This is a genomic window from Novosphingobium sp. ZN18A2 (genome assembly GCF_036784765.1).
In the GTDB taxonomy this organism is placed as follows: Bacteria; Pseudomonadota; Alphaproteobacteria; order Sphingomonadales; family Sphingomonadaceae; genus Novosphingobium.
This window is the reverse complement of the sequence record NZ_CP136651.1, coordinates 1,177,251-1,191,736: the sequence shown is the minus strand read 5'-3', so window position 1 is coordinate 1,191,736 and position 14,486 is coordinate 1,177,251. Positions and strand designations below refer to the sequence as shown.

The following is a 14,486-nucleotide window of genomic DNA, read 5'->3' as shown; positions in this document are numbered from 1 at the left end:
GACGCCCTAGCCCGCGCTGCCCACCACCAGACACGCCGCGGCCATCAGCAGGCCGGCGAAGCGGTTCGAGCGGAACTTGGCGAGCGCGTCGTCTCCGTCCGTGCGGTCCAGCGTCAGCACTTGCCAGGCAAAGTGCAACGCCACCGGCAAGAGCGCGAGCAGAGCCACCGGATCGGGCCGCACCTGCCAGACGGCAAGCGCCCAGAGCGCCACCGCCCCCGAATAGAACGCCGCCACGCCGCCGCGCACATTGTCGCCCATGCGCAGCGCGCTGGAACGGATGCCCACCAGCGCATCGTCCTCCTTGTCCTGGATCGCATAGATCGTGTCGAAGCCGATCACCCAGCACATCGATCCGGCATAGAGCGCGGCCAGAGCGCCAGGATGGCCGCCGTTGACCGCGAACCACGCCGTCGGTCCGCCCCACGAGAACACGATGCCCAGCCATACCTGCGGCCACCACGTGATACGCTTCATGAAGGGATAGGCGGCAACCGGCGCAAGACTGGCCAGCGCCACCAGTTGCGCCTGCCAGCGCAGTTGCAGCAGCACGGCAAGGCCAACCGCGCAGAGCGTAAGCAGCCAGGCCCACGCGGCCTTTTTCGATACCGCGCCGCTCGCCACGGGTCGCGCGGCAGTGCGCGCCACCTTCTTGTCCAGATCCGCATCGACGATATCGTTATAGACGCAGCCCGCGCCCCGCATCGCGATCGCACCCAACAGCATCCACAGCACCAGCGGCCAGTATTCGCGCGCGCCGCCGGGCAGGAACGTGCCCCAGGCGCAGGGCCAGAACAGCAGCCACCAGCCGATCGGCCGGTCGAACCGGGCAAGCAGGGCATAGTTGCGCCACGGCTGCGGCAGGCGCGCAACGATGCCGCGGTGCTGGCTGTCGGGAACGATTTCGGAGGTGGAAGCCATGCGCGTGCCTTACAGACCTGAGCGAATTCCGCTAGGGGCTGTGCCATGTCCGCTACCCCCGCATGGCCGCCCAAGAGCGCACCGCGCCTGTTCGTTCCCGGCCCGCTTGCCGAAGGCGCACACGTCGCGCTGGACGGGGCGCAGGCGCACTATCTTGCCCGCGTGATGCGCGTATCGCCGGGCGACGCGGTGATGCTGTGCGACGACGACACCGGAGAGTGGCTGGCGCGCGTCGAACAGGCGGGCAAGCGCGACGTAACGCTGGCGGTAGAGCGGCGCACCCGCGAACGCGAGGCGGTGCCCGACCTGTGGCTTGTGCCCGCGCTGCTCAAGAAGGACCGCTTCGACATGGTGCTGGAGAAGGCGACCGAACTGGGCACCTCGCGCATTGTGCCCGTCGTCACGCGGCGCTGCGTGGCCGACAAGCTCAACCCGGACCGCGCACGGACAATCGTTACCGAAGCGGCGGAGCAATGCGCGCGCACCGCGCTGCCCCGCCTCGCGGATACCATGAAACTCGACGCAGTCCTGAAGGACTGGCCACAAGGACGCACGCTGTTCTTCGCGGACGAGGAAGGCGGAATCCCGGCGGCACGGGCATTCTCCGCCCACCCCGGACCGGCGGCGATCCTTACCGGACCGGAGGGCGGCTTCGACGATGCGGAGCGCGCCGCGATCCGCGCACACCCGCAGACCGTCGCGATCACGCTTGGCCCGCGCATCCTGCGCGGCGAAACGGCAACGATCGCGGCGGTCGCGGCGTGGATGGCGAACTGCGGCGACTGGGGCGATACCTGACCGGCCATGCGTTGCGCACAGCGGCATGAAAGTTTCACAAGTGTGATTTACGCTGGCACATTGCTGCGCGGATCACTAGTTGGGGCGCCATGAGCACGCGGCAGGCATCCTCGAAGGACGACCCCATCATCGAAAGCCGCGACCAGCTCGCGCAGCCGATGCAGAACGGCGAAAAGCCGAAAGACCGGTGGCGAATCGGCACCGAGCACGAAAAGTTCGTGTACAAGACGTCGGACCTGAGCGCGCCGTCCTATGACGAACCCGGCGGCATCCGCGACCTGCTGATGGGCCTGACGGAGTTCGGCTGGGAACCGGTGGAAGAAGGCGGAAAGGTCATCGCGCTGGCGGGCGCGGACGGCACCGTGAGCCTTGAACCCGCAGGCCAGCTGGAACTTTCGGGCGCCCCGCTGGAGAACCTGCACGAAACCTGCGAGGAAACGGGCCGCCACCTTGCGCAGGTGAAACAGGTGGGCGAAAAACTGGGCGTGGGCTTCCTGGGCATGGGGCTGTGGCCGGACAAGACCCGCGAAGACCTGCCGGTCATGCCCAAGGGCCGCTATGGCATCATGCTGCGCCACATGCCGCGCGTGGGGCAACTGGGCCTCGACATGATGCTGCGCACCTGCACCATCCAGACCAACCTCGATTATTCGAGCGAGGCGGACATGGTGCAGAAATTCCGTGTCAGCCTTGCCCTGCAACCGCTGGCGACCGCGCTGTTCGCCAATTCGCCCTTCCTTGAAGGCAAGCCCAACGGATACCTTTCCTATCGCAGCCACATCTGGTCGGACACCGACCCGGCGCGCACCGGCATGCTGCCCTTCGTGTTCGAGGAGGGCTTCGGCTACGAACGCTATGTCGACTACATGCTCGACGTGCCGATGTATTTCGTTTTCCGCGACGGGAAATATATCGACGCGGCGGGCCAGTCGTTTCGCGATTTCCTGAAGGGCGAACTGCCCGCGCTGCCGGGAGAAAAGCCGCGCCTGTCCGACTGGAACGACCATCTTTCCACCGCCTTCCCCGAAGTGCGGCTGAAATCGTTCCTGGAAATGCGCGGTGCGGACGGCGGCCCGTGGAACCGGATCTGCGCCCTGCCCGCGCTTTGGGTGGGCCTGCTCTATGATCAGACCGCGCTTGATGCGGCATGGGATCTGGTCAGGGACTGGTCCATGGAAGAGCGTGAGGCGCTGCGCAACGCCGTGCCCAGACTGGCGCTCGACGCACCGATTCCCGGCGGGCGCAAGCTGAAGGACATCGCCGGCGAGGTGCTGGATATCGCGCAAGGCGGACTTTCCGCACGCGGCAGGCTGAACACCGCCGGAGACAACGAAGGCGGCTTTCTTGGCCCGCTTTACGACATAGTCGCCAGCGGCAAGGTTCCCGCCCAGGTTCTGCTCGACAAGTTCAACGGCGCATGGGGCGGCGATATCCGCAACATCTATCCGGAAAAGAGTTTCTGATGCCAGAAAGGACCTTCAAATGATTGTCATTACCGGAATCGTCCGTGCCGCAGACGCATCGGCCTATGCCTCGCTCAAGGGCGCGATGGAAACCATGCTGGCCGAAACGCGCAAGGAAGACGGCTGCCTGCGCTATAACTTCGCCATCGACGTGCTCGACCCGACCGTGATGGTCATCACCGAGGCATGGCGCGACGGCGACGCCGTAAAGGCGCACGCCACCAGCGCGCACATGGCCGAATGGCGCAAGGCGATGGGCGGCGCCAACATGGTCGAACGCGACCTCAGGATGTACAACACCGACGAGGGCACCGCCATCTGATCGTCGCGCCGCCGCTTACGGTGCCGTGAGTAGCGAAACAGCCACATCGGGCTGCCCTGCACAGTCTGTCCTACACAGTCTGTCCTACACAGTCTGTCCTACACTGGCCCCGGCGTGCATGATTGCGCGATGCTTTCCCGCCAATCCGGTCCCGCTTTTTGCGCGTTCGATTCGATAGCCCTGGGCGGGCATCGTGCCCCCGCCCTGCTTTCCGCACAGGGAACCGTCAACACCGTCAACTTCGCGTGCCACGCAAGCGCGAACCTGAACGGTGGCGGACCCTGGAAAATCCGCAATTTCCTTGCGTTCCGGCTCTTACGCGCCTATGCGCGCGCGGTCCGCAACGGGGCCAGCCCCCGGAACGGATGCCTGCCGCGGTATTCGGCCCGACAGGCAGTTCGGCCCTTTGGCCCGGACACGGCAATGGTGCCGCGTGCGGAGAAAAGACCGGCGGAAACAACCGCCTGGCCGGAAAAATCGTTAGTACAGGAAGTTACCTGATGGCCACTACGGCAAATCCCACGCGCGACGATTTCGCCGCGCTCCTCGACGAATCGCTCGGCGGCGCCGCCGACGGCGGCTTTGAAGGCCGCGTCGTCAAGGGCACTGTTACCGCAATCGAAAACGACAAGGCCGTGATCGACGTCGGCCTGAAGAGCGAGGGCCGCGTTGCCCTGCGCGAATTCGCCTCCCCCGGCCAGCCGCACGGCCTTTCGGTCGGCGACGAAGTGGAAGTCTATGTCGACCGCGTCGAGAACGCCGAAGGCGAAGCGATGCTGTCGCGCGACCGCGCCCGCCGCGAAGCCGCGTGGGACAAGCTGGAAAGCGAATTTGGCGAAGGCAAGCGCGTTGAAGGCGTGATCTTCGGCCGCGTGAAGGGCGGCTTCACCGTCGACCTTGACGGCGCCGTGGCCTTCCTGCCCGGCTCGCAGGTCGATATCCGCCCGGTCCGCGACGTGACTCCGCTGATGGACATGCCGCAGCCGTTCCAGATCCTGAAGATGGACCGCCGCCGCGGCAACATCGTTGTCTCGCGCCGCGCCGTTCTGGAAGAAACCCGCGCCGAACAGCGTTCGGGCCTGATCGAGAAGCTGAAGGAAGGCCAGGTCATCGAAGGCGTGGTCAAGAACATCACCGATTACGGTGCGTTCGTGGACCTTGGCGGTATCGACGGCCTGCTGCACGTCACCGACATGAGCTACAAGCGGGTCAACCACCCCAGCGAGATCATCAACATCGGTGATACCGTGAAGGTGCAGATCATTCGCATCAACACCGAAACGCAGCGCATCTCGCTTGGCATGAAGCAGCTTGAAAGCGATCCGTGGGACGGCGTTGCCGCCAAGTACCCGGTGGGCATGAAGCTGACCGGCACGGTGACGAACATCACCGAATACGGCGCCTTCGTGGAGCTGGAGCCGGGCATCGAAGGTCTGGTCCACGTTTCGGAAATGAGCTGGACCAAGAAGAACGTCCACCCCGGCAAGATCGTTTCGACCAGCCAGGAAGTCGATGTGATGGTGCTGGAAGTCGATGCCGACAAGCGCCGCATCAGCCTTGGCCTCAAGCAGGCGCAGCAGAACCCGTGGGAAGCCTTCGCCGAAAAGCACCCGGTCGGCTCGACCGTGGAAGGCGAAGTCAAGAACGCGACCGAATTCGGCCTGTTCATCGGCCTCGACGGCGATGTGGACGGCATGGTCCACATGTCGGACATCGCCTGGGGCATCTCGGGCGAGGACGCGCTGGCGCTGCACCGCAAGGGCGAGCAGGTTTCGGCCATCGTTCTCGACGTCGATGTCGAGAAGGAGCGCATCTCGCTCGGCATGAAGCAGCTTGAAAAGGGCGCACCGGCCGCCGGTGCGACCGCCGCTTCGGGCGCGCTGCGCCGTGGCGAGGTCGTCACCGTCACGGTCCTCGAAGTTCGCGACGGCGGTCTGGAAGTCCAGGCCGGCGACGATGGCGCCACCGGCTTCATCAAGCGTTCGGACCTTGGCCGCGACCGCGACGAACAGCGTCCCGATCGCTTCCAGGTCGGCCAGAAGGTCGATGCGATGGTCACCGGTTTCGACCGTTCGAAGAAGCCCAACTTCTCGATCAAGGCCCGCCAGATGGCCGAAGAGAAGGAAGCGGTGGAACAGTACGGTTCGTCGGATTCGGGTGCGTCGCTGGGCGACATCCTAGGCGAGGCGTTGAAGGCCAAGAAGGACTAAGTCCGCACAGCCTTCGCCACGTGCGAAGCGTAAAAAAGCCCGTCCGGAGCGATCCGGGCGGGCTTTTGCTTTCCCACAGGTTCGCTAGTGTGGCAGCAGGAGACGATGATGCTTGAAGTCCACCAGTTCCCCTGCCTGTCAGACAACTACGGTTTCCTGCTCCACGATCCGGTGAGCGAGGAGACCGCCTGCATCGATACGCCCGATGCCGACCGCTATCTGCACGAAGCGGCAGAGCGCGGGTGGCAGATCACCCAGATCTGGAACACGCACTGGCACCCCGATCATGCCGGCGGAAACCAGGCGATCAAGGAAGCGACGAACTGCACGGTCGTCGCCCCCGCCGGCGATGCCGAAAAGATCGCTTGCGTGGACCGCGTGGTAAAGCACGGCGATTGCGTGGCGCTGGGAAGCTGGGATGCCTTCGTGATCGACGTGGGCGGGCACACGATGGGGCACATCGCCTATGACATTCCGGCCGCGAAGATCGCGTTCGTCGGCGATTCGCTGTTCGCGCTGGGCTGCGGCCGGATGTTTGAGGGAACGCCGGAACAGTTCTGGGAAAGCCTGAAGCGCCTGCGCTCGCTTCCGGGCGAAACCGTGCTTTACTGCGCGCACGAATATACCCAGGCAAACGCGCGCTTTGCGCTCCATGCCGATCCGGACAACGCCGCCTTGCGCGAATACGTTGCCGATGTGGACCGGCGGCGCAAAGACGGCCTGCCGACAGTGCCGATGATCCTGCATCGCGAGATGGAGACCAACCCGTTCCTGCGCGCAGACGATCCGGCGATGCAGGCCCGCTGGGGCGGCGGCAATGCGGTTGAAACTTTCGCCGCGCTGCGGGCGGCCAAGGACAATTTTCACTAGATGCCCGGCAGGGACGATATCGGCGGCCAGACAAGGGCACGCCGGCCGCGGCGCGTAACCTCGTTCGACGTTGCCGAAGCCGCGGGTGTCAGCCAGTCGACCGTTTCGCGCGCGCTGGCGCACGATCCGTCGATCAGCCAGCGCACGCGCGAACGCGTGATCGCGGCCGCGCAGCAACTGAACTACCAGGTGGACGAAAACGCCGCCCGGTTGCGCAAGGGGCGGACCGGCACGCTCGCCGTCGTGATGATCTGCCGCGCCGGGCAGGACCGCAACGACATAAATCCCTTCTATTTCTCGCTGCTGGGCAGCACCTGCGCTGCCGCGTCCACCCGCGGATATGAAGTGCTGGTTTCTTTCCAGGACAGCCCTGAAAATTTCTGGGGACACCACGAAGAGCGGCGCCGGGCAGACGGACTGATCGTGATCGGCACCTGCGAGAATGCCGCGGCGTGGGACTATTTCGGCGCACTCTCGGACCGGGGCCTGCACTGGGTCTGCTGGGGATCGCCCGACGATGCCTTTGACTGGGTGCGCAGCGACAACCGCACCGGAGCCGCGCTCGCCGCCGAACTGCTAGTCGATCGCGGCTGCCGCGATATCTATTGCCTCGGCAAGCTGGGCTCTTCGCAGCGCCAGTTCGATGAACGGTGGGACGGCTTTTCGGAAGCGATGCGCGGCAGGGGCCATGCACCGCGCCTGGCCGAAGTGGAACCCGGCCTGAGCCGTGAGGAACAGGGCCGCCGCGCCGTGGCCGCGCTGGTCGATGCGGGCACGCCGTTCGACGGCATCTTCGCGGTCTGCGACGAAATGGCGCTCGGCGCGCTCAAGGAACTGGAAGCGCGCGGCATGGCCGTGCCCGACGATGTGGCGATCGTTGGGTTCGACGGTGCGCGCGCGGGTGCGTTCTCGTCACCGCCGCTCACCACGATCGAACCCGATTTCGAAGTGGCCGGAGCCTTGCTGGTCGATCGCCTGCTTGCCCAACTGGGCGAACTCGACACGCCCGGCAACCGCGTGCCCGTGCGCATGCTCAGGCGCGGCACAGCCTGACGCGCGGACATGAAAAAGGGCGAGGTTTCCCCCGCCCTTTTTCATTGCGCGGTTCGTGCAATCGAACCGGGCCGGCACCTTCAGTGGCGGGCGATCTCCGAGATCAGGCCATCGACCTGCGCCTTGTCGGCATCGGCGGTATAGCTTTCGGAAATCAGGCCCTGCGCCGCAACCGCGGCTGCCTTAGCGGTCTGCCCGCGCAGTTCTTCAACCGCCGCGCGCTCGGCCGCGCCGATCTTGTCCTTCGCCATCTTTTCGCGCCGGGCGATAAGCTCGGTCGTGTCGGCTTCGGCCTTGGCGATAAGCGTTTCCGCCTCGTGCTTTGCGTGCTGCATCAGCACTTCGGCTTCCTTGGCGCTTTCTTCGTGCTTGCGGCGCGCATCGGCCAGCAGGGCTTCCGCCTCGGCGCGGATCGCGGCTGCTTCATCGAGGTTCTTGCGCGTTTCGGCGATCTGGGCGTCGAGCGCCTCGGTGATCTTGCGCGGCGCCTTCATCACGAAGATCGCGACGAGGAAGAACAGGGTGATCCCGACGTAGACCCAGCCTTCGGCATTGAGGCCGAGAAGCGTTTCTTCGTGGTGTTCGACGTGCGCGGCTGCTTCCGCGGCGAACATGAGGAGGCTCATGGACATGGTCCCTTCAGGCTCCGAGTACCGCGTCGACCTTGGCGCGGGCAGCCTCTTGCGAAGCTTCCATGCCGGTCAGGCGCGAAACGATCTGCTGCGCGCTTTCCGCGGCAACATCGCGAAGCTGCTCGCTTGCCTTGGCGACGGCATCGGCGATGCGCGCTTCGGCAGCGGCGATTTCGGCGTCCGCCGCATCGTGCGCGGCGGCGAGGCGTGCCTCACCCGCCTTCGTGCCTGCGGTCTTCGCGTCGGCGATGACCTGGCGGGCGTTCTCGCGCGCGGCTTCCAGCTCACGATGATAACGCTCGTCGACTTCGTCAGCAGCGGCCTTGGCGGCGCTGGCAGCCTCGATATCGCCCGCCACCTTGTCGTCACGCGCGGTCATGACCTTGCCCAGCTTGGGCAGGGTGGCACGGACCACGAAGAAGTAGAGGACGGCGAAAAACACGGCCAGCCACGCAAACTGCGGCAGGAAGACGTGTGCGAAATCAAATTGAGGCATGGCAGCGCCTGTCTATTCCTTGCTCGGCTTTTTAGGGCTCGGCTTTGGGGCTCGACTTCGTGCGGGCGTTGCATCCCGCAAGGCTTGCGTCAGGAAGGTCCGCCGGCCGGATCGTCACCGGCCGGCGACACCGATCAGCTGAACGCGAGCGCGAGCGCGACAACGGCCGCGATCAGGCCGAGGGCCTCGGTCACGGCGAAGCCGAAGATCAGGCGTCCGCCCATCTTGGCGTCGGCTTCGGGGTTGCGGACCGCACCGTTGAGGTACTGGCCGAAGATCGAGCCCACGCCGATGGCGGCGAGACCAGCGCCAACCGCCGCGAGACCGGCGCCGATGACCCGTGCAGATTCTGCGTCCATGATAAACTTCCTTGCTGTCAGAAACGTTGGTGGATGATCAGTGAAGATTGATCGCGTCGTTCAGGTAGAGCGAAGCGAGAAGAGCGAAAACATAGGCCTGGACCACCGCGATCAGCAGTTCCAGAGCCGTCAGCACGACATTGACCCCAAGCGGGACGATGCCGAACACATAGGGCAGCGCACCGAACGAGCCGAGCGTTACCACGAAAGTGCCGAACACCTTCAGCAGCACGTGGCCCGCCGTCATGTTCGCGAAAAGCCGGATGGCCAGCGTGAAGGGGCGCATGCAGAAGCTGAGCACCTCGATCACGAACACGAATGCGCCCAGCAGAGGGTTGGCACCGTGCGGCCAGAACAGCTTCAGGAAGCCGAAGCCGTGGCGCATGATGCCCACGATGCACACCGTAATGAACACGATCAGCGCAAGACCGAACGTAACCGTCACGTGGCTGGTGGGCGTGAACGCGCCGACCCACGGAAGCAGGCCCAGAAGGTTGCAGACCAGCACGAAGATGAAGATCGAGAACACCAGCGGCGCGAAACGACGGCCTTCCGGCCCGACGTTCTCGTCAAGCATTTTTCGGACGAAATCATAGAGATATTCGACCGCGGCCTGCCAGCGCCCCGGAACGAGCTGCGGCTTCGACGTGCCGATGAACAGGAAGATCGAGATCGCGGCAAGCGCGATCAGCATCCACAGTGCGCTGTTGGTGAACGAGAGGTCGTACGTGCCCGCCTTCAGCGGGTGCAGCGTCACGACATCGAACTGTTCCATGGGATTCGCCATCGGAGCGGTGTCCTCAGTCCTTCGGATCGTTGTCGGGGTCGGTGTCGAACTCGGCCGAGGTCTTCATCGCGCGGCGGATGCCCGCGGCGAATCCCAGGACGAGGAAAACGATCAGGCCCCAGGGGGTTTGCCAACCCATCCACTTGTCGATGGCCCAGCCGATGAAACCGGAGACCAGGACCGCACCGACGAATTCGATGCCCACGGCCCAGCCACGCGTTTCCGCACGCCCTTCGGCGTTGGTGACGCCGCGATCGTGCTTCGCCTGTGCGTCGGCAATCCGGCGCGCGAGATCGTCACCGCCGTTGTTTCCGCTCGAATCAACCAAGAGTCGGCCCCGCATGAACGCCGGCACCCGGAAATGGGCACGACCGGCAAGAAAAAAGCGCGCACCACACTCGCTCCGCGCAAGGCGGGGGTCTGGAACGCGCGGACCCTTTAGGAAGCGTGCGAAGCCAAGTCAACTGCACCAAAGTGGGTGCGAAATACGCAGCATTTCCGCCAATGGCGACTTGCTGCGGCGCAATACTTCACGGCGAAACCGCGCTGGCGTGTCAGGGACAGCGCGAATCGCGCGTCGGCGCGGCCGAGGTGCGCGTCTGCCAGCTGCCGTCGGGCGCCTGGTATTTTTCACCCGGTTTCGTCTTGGAAATCAGCAGGCAGCCCGATGTAAAGGCATATTCCTGCACCGTAGCATGGGCGGCCTGCGCCTTTTCGGCATAGACGGCCTTGCGCTTGATATTGATGTCGTCGACCATCGCCTTCAGCGCGGATGTGCCCGAACCGACCACGCCAAGATAGCCATCGGGCTTCTCACCCACCTGTCCGGCCGCCTTTGCAGCCTGGTAATCGGCACCCTGGGCCATCGCGACGCCGCCTGCGACCAGCGCCATGGTTGCGGCAATCGCCGCGATTCCCATGCGGAACGATCCGGTCTTCATGTCCATTACCATCCTTGCCTCGGGCGACATCAGAAGATGTCTGGGTTGTCCTCGATCGTATTGCTCGCATCGGCCGCGAGCCGGTAGACCACTTCCTGCTTGATGTTGATGTTGAGTTCTATGACGATCGGCTTGTCCGGCGCCTTCACGTTGATGCACCCGCCAAGCCCTGCCATCATCCCCAGCACCGGCAGCGCAAGCAGGCTGCGCCGCCACAGTGTTTCGTTCCCGTCCATGCCCGCGATGCTTAGCGGCAACGCGCTCCGGGTCAATTCTGCGCTTTTCATGGCATGTTCTCGCTTTCGGGAGGCTGAATATCGGGCTTGGGCGGGGTTAAGGCTCTGGCAGAACGATCCGGTTCGGGCGCATCGGGCGGCGCCGCAGGCTCCTGCGCCGTTCTGCGTATCGTGCGGGCGATCGGCCGGCCGTCCTTGTCAAGCAGCCCCAGCGTGCGCGGGTCCACCACGTAGGACGGATCGTAGAAGCTCTTGAGGTTGGTGATCAGCGCATAGAACGGGGCGCGGATATTGACCACGAAGCGCACCGGCAGCTTGCCCAGTTGCCGCGTCACGAAATTGCGCTTGGCGCCCTTGCCCTGCTTCACGCCGTCAAAGCCCACCTTGGTCACGATCTCGCCGCCCAGCGATCCGCTCATGCCGATGGTCATGTGCTTGTAGTCCAGCGATTTGAGCGCATCGAAGGCAAAGTTGCCCATCGCCGATAGATCCTTGTAGGACAGTTCGCCAACATAGGACACGTTGCCGCCGGGTGGCCGCGATTCAAGCGCGCCGCCTTCGATAAAGCCGCCCTCGTCGGTAAACAGCAGCGGCAGCTTTCCGTCGAACACGCCGGTTGCGCTGAGGTTGCCGAAATCCATCTTCTCGACGAACTTCGCCGCGTCCAGCCCCCTGATATCGAGAACGTAGTGGCGCGGCTCGCTTACGGCGAAATGCAGTTCGGTCGGCTCAAGCCGCAAGGTTCCGCCCATGAACGGCCAATGCGCGTCTTTCAGGCGCACGACCTGGTTCGCAAGCAGGGACAGCGTCACGACACCGTCGTTCACTTCCACGCCGGGGTTGATGGAGGCGACAGTGAAGGTCTGATCGGGCGCGGTCACCATGTTCAGCAGGTCTGTGAAAACCAGCGTGCCCTTCAGGCCCTTCGTCGGCCCGAACGGCGCGGCGAAATCAAGGCCGTCGGTGCTGAAGCGTCCGCCGCTTGTCACCCTTTCGCCGGTCCAGTCGACCTGCCCCTTGCCCGTGACCGTTCCCTTGGCCAGCGCGACCAGCCCCTTTGCCAGCGGCGTCAGCGTATCGGGCTGGAACCGCTTGTCGAACTTCAGCCCGTCAACGAACAGGTCCGCATGCCCCTTGGCGGTGCCGAGGTCGTGGCTGATGTTTGTGCGCACGATTTCACGCCCGCTTGCAGGATCGCGCAGCACGGCATTCGCGTCGATCCGGTTATCATGCAGCGTCAGGTTCGCGTCGCGGGCGGTCAGCCGCTCGAACCGCGCGGGATTCTGGCGGTCAGTCACGTCGAAGGTGGCCTTGTCCAGCAGCAGCGTGCCATCGGCATAACGCCAGTCGCCCGCCGCACCCGTGACGTCGAGCGGGACCGCCGCCAGCTTCGCTTCCACGCCCGAGAAAGTGCCGGTAAAGTCGCTTCCCGCTTTCGCCTGAAGATCGGCAAGGCGGAAATGCGTGGCGGTGTCCGGCGGGCCAAGCGTGATGTCGACCGCCTTTGCGCTGATCGCGCCCGGCCAGGCGAAGCCCACCGCGCCGCTGGTGATCAGCATCGGCGTTTCGCCAAGGCGGCCAGACAGGTCGAGCGAAGGCACACCTGCCGCGATGCGCAGGCCCGAAGGCCCGCTTTCCACGATCGCGCCACCGCGCGGCGGGCAGAGCGTCAACGACCGTTTGTCCAGTTCCATGTTGCCCAGCATCAGCCGGTCGAACCGCACCGGCTCGCAGCCGCGCAGCACCGCCAGCCTGCCGTTGGACGCCCAGTCGCCGTCAACCGGCAGAACCAGCCTTTCGGCCCGGCCGCCGGGAATATCGCCGGTCATCTGCGCTTCGCCGGAAAAGCCCAGCGATCCATCGGGCGCCTGCGCCAAAGTAAGACGCGGGAACGCAAGGCTTTGGTCGCCCGCGGCATAAGGCGCCATTTTCATGCGCAGCACCGCGCCGCGCGAATCGGCCTGCTCCATGCGCCCGGTGATGCGCGGCAATCCCGGCCCGCCGGTAGAGAAATTGCCCGATACGCGCGGTGCGGACTGCCCTTTCGCGCCCATCGCGACCTGGAACCGCGAAAGCGAGACGAGCGTGCGCCCGCTGCCGCCCACAAGCGTGCCTTGCGGCATGGCCAGCGCCATCGCCGCGCCATCCTTGCGGGCATCTATATCGGCAATAAGACGGCTGCCGCGCCGCTCACGCTCAAGCGCGCCGCGGACTTGCGCGATCATCGGCGAAAGCAGCGTCCCCGCGGTGCTGCGCTCCGCGCCGGCCAGCGCGGATTGCAGCGCCTGCCCCTGTCGCAACCCGCGCGCGTCGAGCGTTCCGTTGAAATCGAGCCGACGGAACGAATCCCGCGCCCGCAAAAGACCGCTCAGCGCAAGCAGGGCCACGTCGGCCTGCGGCGAGGTCACGCCCCCGGCATTGCCGTCCAGCTTGCCCGTGAGGTTTCCCTTGCGGAAGGCGAGGCGCCCGTCGAGCGCAAGCGTCTGCGCGGTCATGCGGTCGACCGCCGGATGGCGGCCACGCAGCTTGAACGTGCTGGTTACGCCGGACAAATCCTTGTCCAGCTTCGCATCGACCTGGACGTTGGATGCCCCCAGCGACGCCCCGCTATCCGCGCAATCGGCACCTGCTATCCGCAACGGCCCAGCAAATGCGGGCTGCCCGCCCCGCACGTCCACGTGACCATAGGCGCTTGCCTTCCGGACCGCGCAGCCCGGCAGCGCAAGATCGGGCGCAACCGCGCCAAGCTCGCCCGAAAATCCGTTCGAAAGATTGCCGCGCCCGTCCGCCTTGATCGCTACCTTGCCATAGTCGGTCAGGAACAGGGCGCGCCCGTCATCGAGGCCCAGGTTTATATCGGGAAGGCCCGGCGCCGCCTTCTTCCCGCCGAAAACGACCTTGTCGAGGCTTCCGAAGCTCACCTTTCCATCGTGATAGGTTCCGTAAAGGCGCGGCTTTTCCAGCGTGACCGTGCCGATGGATGGCAGCCCCAGGTGATAGACAAGCGTAACGACGGCACGCGATATGGTAAGATCGGGATGCGCGGGATCGCCGACCACGATATTGCTCAACACCTGCTGCGTGCCGCCGACCTCGTCGATCCGGTAAGTCGCGGGAAGGCCGGCAGAGCGAAGCTGGCTTTCAATTACATTGTCGGCGATGCGCACGCGCGAAAACCACGTCGCGGCCAGCAAGACCACAAGCACGACCATAACCGCAACGGCCACGCGCAAGGCCCGGCGGCGCCATCGCGGCGCTCCGGCAGGCTGCACTTCGTCCAAATCGGTCGCTTCGGCCATCCGCCCCCTTCTTGCGCCCCGGTCGGTTTCACGGCAACCCGGCATAGACAACAGTCGGGCGGTGAACGCACGACCATGAACGCACGAACCTGTTGAAAG

At 65.0% G+C, this 14,486-nt stretch carries 15 protein-coding genes; 6 read left to right on the top strand and 9 right to left on the bottom strand.

Annotation, left to right across the window (positions count from 1 at the left end):
- Positions 1-6: 6 nt before the first annotated feature.
- Positions 7-921 carry a 4-hydroxybenzoate octaprenyltransferase gene (ubiA, locus tag RXV95_RS05880; RefSeq protein WP_338468083.1) on the bottom strand — a complete coding sequence of 305 codons (915 nt, stop codon included), beginning with the start codon at positions 919-921 and terminating at the stop codon, positions 7-9.
- A 45-nt stretch (positions 922-966) separates the two neighbouring features.
- Here ubiA and RXV95_RS05875 point away from each other — a divergent pair, with 45 nt between their 5' ends.
- The 6 genes from RXV95_RS05875 (at position 967) to RXV95_RS05850 (ending at position 7,637) form a co-directional block, all read left to right on the top strand.
- Positions 967-1,719: a 16S rRNA (uracil(1498)-N(3))-methyltransferase gene (locus tag RXV95_RS05875; protein ID WP_338468082.1), complete on the top strand. Its 753-nt coding sequence runs from the start codon at positions 967-969 to the stop codon at positions 1,717-1,719.
- Positions 1,720-1,808: 89 nt separating this feature from the next.
- Positions 1,809-3,182 carry a glutamate--cysteine ligase gene (locus RXV95_RS05870; protein WP_338468081.1) on the top strand — a complete coding sequence of 458 codons (1,374 nt, stop codon included), beginning with the start codon at positions 1,809-1,811 and terminating at the stop codon, positions 3,180-3,182.
- A 19-nt stretch (positions 3,183-3,201) separates the two neighbouring features.
- Complete coding sequence (locus tag RXV95_RS05865) at positions 3,202-3,504, top strand: putative quinol monooxygenase (protein ID WP_338468080.1); 303 nt, start codon at positions 3,202-3,204, stop codon at positions 3,502-3,504.
- Between the two features lie 500 nt (positions 3,505-4,004).
- Positions 4,005-5,714, top strand: a complete 1,710-nt coding sequence (rpsA, locus tag RXV95_RS05860; protein ID WP_338468079.1) for a 30S ribosomal protein S1 — start codon at positions 4,005-4,007, stop codon at positions 5,712-5,714.
- Positions 5,715-5,822: 108 nt separating this feature from the next.
- Positions 5,823-6,584, top strand: a complete 762-nt coding sequence (gene gloB / locus RXV95_RS05855) for a hydroxyacylglutathione hydrolase (protein ID WP_338468510.1) — start codon at positions 5,823-5,825, stop codon at positions 6,582-6,584.
- Positions 6,585-7,637 (top strand): LacI family DNA-binding transcriptional regulator, encoded by a 1,053-nt coding sequence (locus RXV95_RS05850; protein WP_338468078.1) that lies wholly within the window; start codon positions 6,585-6,587, stop codon positions 7,635-7,637.
- A gap of 80 nt (positions 7,638-7,717) precedes the next feature.
- Here RXV95_RS05850 and RXV95_RS05845 read toward each other — a convergent pair whose 3' ends face one another.
- From RXV95_RS05845 to RXV95_RS05810, 8 genes are all read right to left on the bottom strand, one after another.
- Positions 7,718-8,263, bottom strand: a complete 546-nt coding sequence (locus RXV95_RS05845) for a hypothetical protein (RefSeq protein WP_338468077.1) — start codon at positions 8,261-8,263, stop codon at positions 7,718-7,720.
- A 13-nt stretch (positions 8,264-8,276) separates the two neighbouring features.
- Entirely contained in the window at positions 8,277-8,765 is a 489-nt protein-coding gene (locus tag RXV95_RS05840; RefSeq protein ID WP_338468076.1) for an ATPase, read from the bottom strand.
- 134 nt (positions 8,766-8,899) lie between these two features.
- Entirely contained in the window at positions 8,900-9,124 is a 225-nt protein-coding gene (locus tag RXV95_RS05835; RefSeq protein ID WP_338468075.1) for a F0F1 ATP synthase subunit C, read from the bottom strand.
- Between the two features lie 37 nt (positions 9,125-9,161).
- Complete coding sequence (locus RXV95_RS05830; protein ID WP_338468074.1) at positions 9,162-9,911, bottom strand: F0F1 ATP synthase subunit A; 750 nt, start codon at positions 9,909-9,911, stop codon at positions 9,162-9,164.
- Between the two features lie 13 nt (positions 9,912-9,924).
- The gene (locus RXV95_RS05825; RefSeq protein ID WP_338468073.1) at positions 9,925-10,239 is read right to left on the bottom strand and encodes an AtpZ/AtpI family protein; all 315 of its coding nucleotides are present in this window, start codon (positions 10,237-10,239) and stop codon (positions 9,925-9,927) included.
- Between the two features lie 226 nt (positions 10,240-10,465).
- Positions 10,466-10,852: a YdbL family protein gene (locus tag RXV95_RS05820; protein ID WP_338468509.1), complete on the bottom strand. Its 387-nt coding sequence runs from the start codon at positions 10,850-10,852 to the stop codon at positions 10,466-10,468.
- A 29-nt stretch (positions 10,853-10,881) separates the two neighbouring features.
- The gene (locus tag RXV95_RS05815) at positions 10,882-11,139 is read right to left on the bottom strand and encodes a YnbE family lipoprotein (protein WP_338468072.1); all 258 of its coding nucleotides are present in this window, start codon (positions 11,137-11,139) and stop codon (positions 10,882-10,884) included.
- Complete coding sequence (locus tag RXV95_RS05810) at positions 11,136-14,387, bottom strand: YdbH domain-containing protein (protein ID WP_338468071.1); 3,252 nt, start codon at positions 14,385-14,387, stop codon at positions 11,136-11,138. Before RXV95_RS05810 ends, RXV95_RS05815 begins: the two co-directional genes overlap by 4 nt.
- Positions 14,388-14,486 lie beyond the last annotated feature (99 nt).

Bases quoted from the DNA above. Each gene is read 5' to 3' on its own strand.
- ubiA (WP_338468083.1), bottom strand. From the start codon at position 921: ATGGCTTCCACCTCCGAAATCGTTCCCGACAGCCAGCACCGCGGCATC.
- RXV95_RS05875 (WP_338468082.1), top strand. From the start codon at position 967: ATGTCCGCTACCCCCGCATGGCCGCCCAAGAGCGCACCGCGCCTGTTC.
- RXV95_RS05870 (WP_338468081.1), top strand. From the start codon at position 1,809: ATGAGCACGCGGCAGGCATCCTCGAAGGACGACCCCATCATCGAAAGC.
- RXV95_RS05865 (WP_338468080.1), top strand. From the start codon at position 3,202: ATGATTGTCATTACCGGAATCGTCCGTGCCGCAGACGCATCGGCCTAT.
- rpsA (WP_338468079.1), top strand. From the start codon at position 4,005: ATGGCCACTACGGCAAATCCCACGCGCGACGATTTCGCCGCGCTCCTC.
- gloB (WP_338468510.1), top strand. From the start codon at position 5,823: ATGCTTGAAGTCCACCAGTTCCCCTGCCTGTCAGACAACTACGGTTTC.
- RXV95_RS05850 (WP_338468078.1), top strand. From the start codon at position 6,585: ATGCCCGGCAGGGACGATATCGGCGGCCAGACAAGGGCACGCCGGCCG.
- RXV95_RS05845 (WP_338468077.1), bottom strand. From the start codon at position 8,263: ATGAGCCTCCTCATGTTCGCCGCGGAAGCAGCCGCGCACGTCGAACAC.
- RXV95_RS05840 (WP_338468076.1), bottom strand. From the start codon at position 8,765: ATGCCTCAATTTGATTTCGCACACGTCTTCCTGCCGCAGTTTGCGTGG.
- RXV95_RS05835 (WP_338468075.1), bottom strand. From the start codon at position 9,124: ATGGACGCAGAATCTGCACGGGTCATCGGCGCCGGTCTCGCGGCGGTT.
- RXV95_RS05830 (WP_338468074.1), bottom strand. From the start codon at position 9,911: ATGGCGAATCCCATGGAACAGTTCGATGTCGTGACGCTGCACCCGCTG.
- RXV95_RS05820 (WP_338468509.1), bottom strand. From the start codon at position 10,852: ATGAAGACCGGATCGTTCCGCATGGGAATCGCGGCGATTGCCGCAACC.
- RXV95_RS05815 (WP_338468072.1), bottom strand. From the start codon at position 11,139: ATGAAAAGCGCAGAATTGACCCGGAGCGCGTTGCCGCTAAGCATCGCG.
- RXV95_RS05810 (WP_338468071.1), bottom strand. From the start codon at position 14,387: ATGGCCGAAGCGACCGATTTGGACGAAGTGCAGCCTGCCGGAGCGCCG.